Origin of the sequence: Actinotalea ferrariae CF5-4 (genome assembly GCF_000603945.1) — a bacterium.
Taxonomy (GTDB): Bacteria; Actinomycetota; Actinomycetes; order Actinomycetales; family Cellulomonadaceae; genus Actinotalea; species Actinotalea ferrariae.
Genome location: NZ_AXCW01000071.1, coordinates 1 through 8,625, shown reverse-complemented (window position 1 = coordinate 8,625; position 8,625 = coordinate 1). Strand labels below are relative to the sequence as shown.

General features: G+C 75.2%; 6 protein-coding genes. 1 reads left to right on the top strand and 5 read right to left on the bottom strand.

The annotated features are described in order from the left end of the window. Nucleotides 1-174: 174 nt before the first annotated feature. From N866_RS08505 to dusB, 3 genes are all read right to left on the bottom strand, one after another. Entirely contained in the window at nucleotides 175-1,671 is a 1,497-nt protein-coding gene (locus tag N866_RS08505; RefSeq protein WP_034225268.1) for an outer membrane protein assembly factor BamB family protein, read from the bottom strand. Between the two features lie 91 nt (nucleotides 1,672-1,762). Beyond that, nucleotides 1,763-3,313 carry an alpha-amylase gene (locus tag N866_RS08500; protein ID WP_034225267.1) on the bottom strand — a complete coding sequence of 517 codons (1,551 nt, stop codon included), beginning with the start codon at nucleotides 3,311-3,313 and terminating at the stop codon, nucleotides 1,763-1,765. A gap of 80 nt (nucleotides 3,314-3,393) precedes the next feature. Continuing rightward, entirely contained in the window at nucleotides 3,394-4,476 is a 1,083-nt protein-coding gene (gene dusB / locus N866_RS08495; protein WP_245612451.1) for a tRNA dihydrouridine synthase DusB, read from the bottom strand. A gap of 161 nt (nucleotides 4,477-4,637) precedes the next feature. Between dusB and N866_RS08490 the strand changes: the two genes are divergently transcribed. After that, nucleotides 4,638-5,909, top strand: coding sequence for a YibE/F family protein (locus N866_RS08490; RefSeq protein WP_052022638.1), 1,272 nt, complete (start codon nucleotides 4,638-4,640; stop codon nucleotides 5,907-5,909). Here N866_RS08490 and N866_RS08485 read toward each other — a convergent pair. Together N866_RS08485 and N866_RS08480 are read right to left on the bottom strand one after the other, a co-directional pair. Continuing rightward, nucleotides 5,848-7,071, bottom strand: a complete 1,224-nt coding sequence (locus tag N866_RS08485) for a YibE/F family protein (protein WP_052022636.1) — start codon at nucleotides 7,069-7,071, stop codon at nucleotides 5,848-5,850. The genes N866_RS08490 and N866_RS08485 overlap by 62 nt on opposite strands. After that, nucleotides 7,068-8,456, bottom strand: a complete 1,389-nt coding sequence (locus N866_RS08480; protein WP_034225265.1) for a glycine--tRNA ligase — start codon at nucleotides 8,454-8,456, stop codon at nucleotides 7,068-7,070. Before N866_RS08480 ends, N866_RS08485 begins: the two co-directional genes overlap by 4 nt. Between the last annotated feature and the right edge of the window lie 169 nt (nucleotides 8,457-8,625).

Sequence of the window (8,625 nt, the reverse complement as noted above, 5' to 3'; positions counted from 1 at the left end):
CAGGGGGAGGTGCGCCGGTCCGGCCGGCGGCAGCAGGGCGCGGCGGCCCGTCCTCGACGAGCACCACCTCGACGTCGGCGGTCCGGCCGGCGTCGCGCAGCCGCCGACGCATGCTGCGAGCGTACGGCGCACCCCTGCGGGGCGCCTGAGAGCCGGGCACGCACCGCCCGCGGCTCAGGGGCGGAGGCCGACGAGCCCCCCGACGCCCTGCACGACGAGCACGTCCCCCACGACCTGCAGACCGTCCGCGGGGCCGGGCAGGGGCACGCGCCAGACCTCGCTGCCGTCGCGCAGGTCGAGAGCGACGAGCGCGTCCGGGCCGAGGACGGCTCCGCGGACCCGAGCGGGGACCACGACGGAGCGGCCGTCCGTCACGGCCGCCCCGGTCGTCACGTCCAGGCCCTCCGCCACCCACAGGGACGTCCCGTCCCGGACGTCGACCACCTCCAGGCGTCCCTGCGTCGCGAGCACCAGCCGGTGCTCGACCTGCACGAGCGGGGCGCCGGGGTCCGTCGGGCCGGTGCCCGCCTCCCCGGCCCGTCCGGTCCGCCCCCGCCAGAGCTCCCGGCCGTCCCGCACGTCGTGCGCCACCAGGACCCCGTCGTCCTCCACCAGCAGCAGCGCCGGCGTGCGGGGGTCGAGCACCCGGGGGCCCGCGAACCACGCCTCGACCTCCAGCCGCAGGGAGCCGTCGCGCTCCGTCACCACGGTGGTCGCCGGCCCGGTGAAGGACAGGACGACGTCGATCCCGGCCCCGTCGACCAGGTCCGCCACCCGGAGCACGGCCTGCTCGGTCGAGGCCTCCGGCACCTCCGAGCCGTCCTCGAGCGACAGCGTCGTCACCGCGTCGCCGGTCTGGACCACGACGCCGCCCTCCGTGACCAGCATCCCGAAGCCCCGCTCACCGGCGGAGGCGACCTCGTCGGCGCGCCAGCGCCAGCGGTCCGCGTCCGCACCCGGCTCCCACCGGACGACCTCCAACCTGCCGGCGGCGTCGTACCCCGCGTGCAGGACGTCCCCGTCGACCGTCTCGACGAACTGGGCCTCGGTCGGCACCGTCCGCTCCGCCCGGACCGTGCCGGTGCGGGCGTCGCGGACCTGGAGCGTCGTGGTGACCGGCCGGTCGGCCCGGATGTCCGTGGCGGTGCAGAGGACCTCCTGCGCGGGCTCCGCCGTCCCGACGCCCCAGAACCAGGGGAACGCGTCCTCGCGCACGAACCGGCAGCCGCCCCACCCCGCGTCGCGGGACGCGTCGACGGTGCGCCACAGCACCTCGCCGGTGGCTGCGTCGACGGCCGCGGTGACACCCCCGCCGTCCAGGCCGTGCACGAGCAGCACGCTGTCGCTCGCCTCCTGGACGAAGCCGCCCGGCAGGGACCAGACCTCCTCCGGGGCGACGTCGGCCCGCGGCATCACGCCCGGGACCGCGGCGAGCGCGGCGCGGTCGGCGCGGTCCTGCCAGGCCTGGACGCCGGTCGACGCGGTCACGACGAGCAGGGCGGTCGTCGCGGCGCCCACGGCGGCCCGACGTCGCGACACCCGGCGAGCGGGTCCGGTCCCCTCGCCGGGCGCCGACCCGGCCGACGGCCCCCCGTCGAGGCCGTCGTCGGTGCCCTCGTCGAGCACGACGTCGACGTCGCCCTCGCTGACGTGGCCCCGCCCGCGCACCATGGCACGACCCTAGGGCGGCGCGGCGTGGCGCGACCAGGACCGCGCCGACCAGGACCGGGTGGCGCCGTCCGACACGTCACCCGCGCGGCGCTCAGCCGTCGGCGCGGGCCCCGGCGTGCAACGCCAGCGCGGAGTCCCCGTCCAGGGCGACCTCCACCGTGCCGTCGTCGGCGACGGTGAGCTCCTCCCCCGTGCACGCCCCGTCCACGAGGGCACCGGAGACCACGTCGCAGTAGGTGCCCGGCGGGAGGGAGGTGGTGAGCGTCTCCGCCATCGCGGCCGCGTTCCCGTTCACGACGACGAAGCCGCGGTCACCCCGGCCGAACGCCACGGCACGGCGTCCGACCCACAGGTCCGTCACGGGTGCGGCGCCGACCTCCGCGCGCCAGCCCACGAGCCCCGCCACGGGCGTCCACCGGTGCTGGCACAGCCAGGTCCCGGGCGGGTCCTGCGGCGCCTCGCCCCAGGCGGGCGGCGCCGCTGCGCACCGGACGTCCTGGACCGCGCCGTCCGGGTCCTGCACGGGACCGGCGTCCCGCGTGCGGAAGGCGTAGCCCGAGTACACCACCGGCGTGCCGTAGTCGGCGGCGAGGAGCATGACGACGGCCTGCAGGTAGTCGGCGTCGTCCTTGTAGCTGAGGGTCGAGCCGTTGCGCTCCGTGTCGTGGTTCTCCACGAAGACGACGGCCTGCTCCGACGGCAGCGCCGTCGAGGACTGGGGGTACTCCAGCACGCGGTCCAGCGAGCCGCCGCCGACGAGGGCGGCCAGCTCGCGGCCGTAGAAGAAGTCCGTCACGAGGCCGTTGGGCAGGTAGTCCTCCGGGCGGATGGGCTCCTCCGTGGCGCCGATCACCTCCTGGAAGGCCCACACGTCCTCGGGCAGACCGGCCAGGACCGCCCCGACGTCCTCCGCCGGCATGTGCTTGGCGGCGTCGATGCGGAACCCGGCGACGCCGAGGGACACGAGGTCCGCGAGGTAGGCCCCGATGCGCTCCCGCACCCGGTCCGTGCCCGTGGCGAGGTCGGCGAGGTTGACCAGCTCGCACTGCTGCACCTGGCCCGCCGAGCGGTACTGCGCGATGTCGTCCCCGGCGGCCAGCCCGCAGTGGTGGAAGTCGCCCTCGGCGTCGGAGTACAGGCCGGGGTACTCGTAGTGCTCGTAGGGGCTGCCCGCCCAGCCCACCCCCGGCTCGTCCTGGCCGGTCATGTGGTTGATCACCGCGTCCGCGACGACCGCGACACCCGCCTCGTCGCACGCGGCGACCATGGCGGCGAACTCGTCCCGCGTGCCGAGCCGCGACTCCAGGCGGTAGGACACGGGCTGGTAGGCGGTCCACCAGGGCTCCCCCAGGACGTGCTCCTGGGGTGGCGAGGTGAGCACCCAGTCGTAGCCCGCGGGCCCGAGGAACTCCCCGCACTCGCGCCCGATGGACGCCCACGTCCACTGGAAGAGCTGGACCCCCGTGCCCGGGCCGGCCGGCTCCGGCACCGGCGCGGGCGTGGTCTGCTCGGGCACCCCGGTCGCGTCCGGCGCGTCACCCGCGGCCGTGCAGCCGGCGAGCGCCAGCCCCCCGACGACGACGGCGCCGAGCGCCCGGGCGGTGCGGCGCCGGGCGTGGGACGGGAGAGGGTCGTGCGGCACGGCGGGACCACCGATCGTCCGGGATGAGGGCCGCCCGCAGGCTACCGACACCATGCGCGTCGGCGGGCCGGACCTGCCGCTCAGCCGCCGGAGACGCTGAGCTCGGCCTCCGCGAGCGCCTGCCGGAAGCCGTCGCTCAGCTCCCGGGAGTCGAGCCACCCCTCGGGCAGCGCCGGCCGCTTGGGGGACCCGGCCCGTCCCCGCTGCCCCTCGGCCGCCTCGCCCGGGTACGGCTGGTCCAGGTCGAGCTCGGCGAGCAGGTCGTCCAGCTGCGCGAGGGACTCCACCAGGCCGAGCCGGGCGCGCAGGGCGCCGCCGACGACGTAGCCCTTGAGGTACCAGGCCATGTGCTTGCGCATCTCGCGCATCGCCTTGCCCTCCTCGCCGAACTCCTCGACCATCAGCTCGCCGTGGCGGCGGACGACCGCGGCCACCTCCGCCAGGCCCGGCCGGACGCGCGCGTCGGACCCGTGGAAGGCCGCCGCGAGGTCGGCGAAGAGCCAGGGCCGGCCCTGGCACCCGCGACCGACGACGACGCCGTCGCAGCCCGTGCGGCGGACCATCTCCAGCGCGTCCTCCGCGGACCAGATGTCGCCGTTGCCCAGGACGGGCACGTCGGTGACCGTCTCCTTGAGGCGCGTGATGGCGTCCCAGTCCGCCGTGCCGGAGTAGTAGTCGGCGGCGGTGCGGGCGTGCAGGGCGACGGCGGCGACCCCGAGGTCCTGCGCGACGAGGCCGGCCTCCAGGTAGGTGAGGTGGTCCTCGTCGATGCCCTTGCGCATCTTGACGGTGACGGGCACACCGTGGGGGCTCGCCGCCTCGACCGCCGCCCGGACGATCCCGGCGAAGAGGTCCCGCTTCCACGGCAGGACCGCGCCACCGCCGCGGCGCGTGACCTTCGGGACGGGGCAGCCGAAGTTGAGGTCGACGTGGTCGGCGCGGTCCTCCTCGGCGAGCAGCCGGACGGCCGCCCCCACGGTCGCGGGGTCGACCCCGTACACCTGGACCGAGCGCGGTCGCTCGTCGGCGTCGTGCCGGATGATCCGCATCGACTCCGGCGTGCGCTCCACCAGGGCGCGGGACGTCACCATCTCGGCGACGTACAGCCCGGCCCCGTGCTCGCGGCACAGCCGGCGGAACGCACGGTTCGTCACCCCGGCCATCGGCGCGAGGACGACGGGGGTCTCGACCGTCAGCGGGCCGATGCGCAGGGGCGGGAGGACGGCACCGGTCGCGGCCGCGCCGTCGGCGGGCGCGCCGGTCCGGGGGGTGGTCGTGGTGGGCACCGCACGATTGTCCCCCATGCCCCTGCCATCATCGGCGGATGTCCTCCTCGACGGCACCGCACCGGGACGCGTCGGTCCCCCACGACGACCCCCGCGAGGCGCCCGGCCGCCGCCCCGCCGTCGTCCTCGCCGCCCTGCTCCTGCCCGCGGCCCTGCTCACCGTGCTCGGCCTGGTCCTGCTGTGGCCCTCCGGTGAGCGCCCGGAGACCGGGATCGTCGTGGTCGACGCGGAGTACCCCTCCGCCGAGGTGGTCGGCACGCGGGAGGAGTCCTGCGGCGGGACGAGCGAGGACCGCCTCCCCGACGGGACGGTGCCCGAGCAGGTCCGGTGCGTCAGCGTCGTGGCCCGTGTCCTGGACGGCGAGGCCGCGGGGACCGAGGTCGAGGTGTGGTCGCTGCCGGCGCTCACGTCGGCCGACCTGCCCCCGGGGACGCGGGTCGTGCTCGAACGGTACCTCGCCACCCCGACCGAGCCGGAGGCGTGGGCCTTCCACGACGTCGCACGGACCGCGCCGCTCGGGGTCCTGGCCGCCGCGTTCGCCGTCGTCGTGGTGGCCGTGGCCGGCCTGCGGGGGCTGCGCGCGATCGTCGGCCTCGCCATCGCGTTCGGCGTCGTGGCCGTGTTCGTGCTCCCCGCGCTGCTGGAGGGACGGGACCCCCTCGCCGTCGGCCTCACCGGGAGCGCCGCGATCATGTTCGTCGTCCTGTACCTCGCCCACGGCTTCTCCCTGCGCACGACGACGGCGCTGCTGGGCACCTTCGCGGGGCTCGGCGTCACCGCCGGGCTCGGGGTGCTCGCCGCGTCCGCGGCCCGGCTCAGCGGCGTCACGACCGAGGAGGAGTACCGCCTGGCCCAGCTGACCGGCCAGCTCGACGGGTCCCAGCTGCGCGGGCTGTTCCTCTGCGGGGTCGTCCTGGCCGGGCTCGGCGTGCTCAACGACGTGACGATCACCCAGGCGTCGGCCGTGTGGGAGCTGCGCGCCGCGGACCCGGGCGCCGCCCCGCGGTCGCTGTTCCGCGGCGGGATGCGCATCGGACGGGACCACATCGCCTCGACCGTCTACACCATCGCCTTCGCCTACGCGGGAGCCGCCCTGCCGGTGCTGCTCCTGCTCGAGGTCTACCAGCTGCCGTGGGCGCTGACGGTCGGCAGCGGGGAGTTCGCGCAGGAGATCGCGCGCACGCTCGTCGGCTCGATCGGGCTGGTCCTGGCCATCCCGCTGACGACGGCGATCGCCGCCGTCGTCGTCACGCGTCTGCCGGTCCGGCAGGTGCGACGGGAGGGCGCGGCGCACGCCCACGTCGCCTGACCGGCTCGGTCGCGACCGCGCCCGCGGTGACGACCAGGGCGGCCAGGGCCGTGGTGAGCGGGATCGCGGCGACGAGGCCGATGGACCCGACGAGCGTGCGGACCACCTCCTCCGCGATCTCGCCGGCGGTGAGCGTCCGGGTCAGCGGCTGGTCGTACAGGCTGATGAGCAGCATGATCGGCAGCGCCGCGCCGACGTAGGCGAAGGCGATCGTGTAGACGGTCGAGGCGATGTGGTCCCGGCCGATGCGCATGCCGCGCCGGAACAGCTCCCACCGCCCGAGGCCCGGGGCGATCGCGCGCAGCTCCCAGACGGCCGAGGCCTGGGTGATCGTCACGTCGTTGAGCACGCCGAGGCCGGCGAGGATGATCCCGCAGAGCACCACCCCGCGCATGTCCACGTCGGGCGCCAGACCGGGTAGGAGCAGGGCGTCCTCGCTGGTCAGGCCGGTGAGCGACGCGGCGCGGGTCGACCAGGAGGCGAGCACCGCGGTGAGGGCGACACCGAGCACGGTGCCCAGCAGCGCGGTCGTCGTCCGGGCGTTGAGGCCGTGGGCCAGGTAGAGGGTCGCGAAGAGCGCCGCGGAGGCCGTGACGAGCGCGACGAGGAGGGGCGGCTGCCCGGCGAGCAGCGCGGGCAGGGTGAACAGGGCGATGAGCCCGAGCGAGACGACCAGGCCGACGATCGCGGCGATCCCCCGCCAGCGCGCCACGAGGACGACGAGCAGCGCGTAGGCGACCGCCAGCAGGCCGAGGGGCGCGTCCCGCACGAAGTCGACCCAGACGAGCGGCACCTCCTCCGACCGGATGGTCAGCAGCAGGACCCGGTCCCCCTCGGCGACGCCCGCGGCGAGCGCCTCCGGGGGGACCTGCGCGAGCGCGAAGCCGCTGCCCTCGACGTCCACCTCCAGCAGCCGCGCCTCCGGCAGCACGCGCAGCACGTCGGCCTGCACGTACGACGAGCCCTCGGCGGCGGTGGGGATGCGGTCCGGGCGCTGGTCCGCCGTCGGCCACAGGGTGACCAGGCCCACGACGGTGAGCACCACGACCGGCAGGAGGCACAGGGCGAGGACCCACCGCACGCGCGTGCTCGCGCGCGGCGGGTCCCCGTGGAGGTGACCGCCGTGCGCGAGCGCGCCGTCGCCGTCGGCCTCCGGGCTCACGCCCCGACGAGCCCCGTACCGAGGTAGGCGGTGACCTGGCTCAGGCCGACGCGCTCCTGGGTCATCGTGTCGCGCGAGCGGATCGTCACGGCCTGGTCCTCGAGGCTGTCGAAGTCGACCGTGATGCAGTACGGCGTGCCGATCTCGTCCTGGCGGCGGTACCGGCGACCGATCGCCCCGGCGTCGTCGAACTCGACGTTCCAGTACCGGCGCAGCTCCGCGGCGAGGTCCCGCGCGACGGGCGACAGGTCCTCGTGGCGGGACAGCGGCAGGACCGCGGCCTTGACCGGGGCCAGGCGCGGGTCCAGGCGCAGGACCGTGCGCTTGTCCACGCCGCCCTTGGTGTTGGGCGCCTCGTCCTCCGCGTAGGCCTCGATGAGGAACGCCATGAGCGACCGCGTCAGGCCGGCTGCCGGCTCGATGACGTACGGCACCCAGCGCTCGTTCTTCGCCTGGTCGAAGTAGGACAGGTCCTGGCCGGAGTGCTCGCCGTGGGTCCTCAGGTCGAAGTCCGTGCGGTTCGCGATGCCCTCGAGCTCGCCCCACTCCGAGCCGCTGAACCCGAAGCGGTACTCGATGTCGACCGTCCGCGTGGAGTAGTGCGAGAGCTTCTCCTGCGGGTGCTCGTACAGGCGCAGGTTGTCCCGCGCGATCCCCAGGTCGACGTACCAGTCGGTCCGCGTGTCGATCCAGTACTGGTGCCACTCGGCGTCGGTCCCCGGCTCGACGAAGAACTCCATCTCCATCTGCTCGAACTCGCGGGTGCGGAAGATGAAGTTGCCCGGCGTGATCTCGTTCCGGAACGACTTGCCGATCTGACCGATGCCGAAGGGGGGCTTGCGGCGGGCCGTGGACATGACGTTCGCGAAGTTCACGAAGATGCCCTGCGCGGTCTCGGGCCGCAGGTAGTGCAGCCCGGACTCGTCCTCCACCGGGCCGAGGTACGTCTTGAGCATCATGTTGAAGTCGCGCGGCTCGGTCCACTGACCGCGCGTGCCGCAGTTCGGGCACGGGATGTCCGCGAGGCCGTTCTCGACCGAACGGCCCTTCTTCTCCTCGAACTCCTCGATGAGCTGGTCCTCGCGGAACCGCTTGTGGCAGCTGAGGCACTCCGTCAGCGGGTCGGTGAAGACGCCGACGTGACCGGAGGCGACCCAGACCTGCCGCGGCAGGATGACCGAGGAGTCCAGGCCGACGATGTCCTCCCGGCCGGTGACCATCGCCTTCCACCACTGCCGCTTGATGTTCTCCTTGAGCTCGACGCCCAGCGGTCCGTAGTCCCAGGCGGAGCGCGTCCCGCCGTAGATCTCGCCCGAGGGGAACACGAACCCGCGGCGCTTGGCGAGGTTGGTGATGGCGTCGAGGCGGGACGGCGTGGCGGCCACGGTGAGCTCCTGGTCGTGTACGGCCCGCGCGTGGCTCGCGCGGGCGGGACGGGCGGCGAACGCCCCAGGCTAGCGCCCGACGGCCGGGCCCACCGTGGTCGCCGGGCCGCGTCGCCGCCGGCGTCCGGGCGCGCGTCCGACAGATCGCGCCTCGATCGCGAGCGACGGG

Coding starts and splice junctions, on each gene's coding strand:
- N866_RS08490 (WP_052022638.1), top strand. CDS start 4,638: ATGTCCTCCTCGACGGCACCGCACCGGGACGCGTCGGTCCCCCACGAC.
- dusB (WP_245612451.1), bottom strand. CDS start 4,476: ATGGCCGGGGTGACGAACCGTGCGTTCCGCCGGCTGTGCCGCGAGCAC.
- N866_RS08505 (WP_034225268.1), bottom strand. CDS start 1,671: ATGGTGCGCGGGCGGGGCCACGTCAGCGAGGGCGACGTCGACGTCGTG.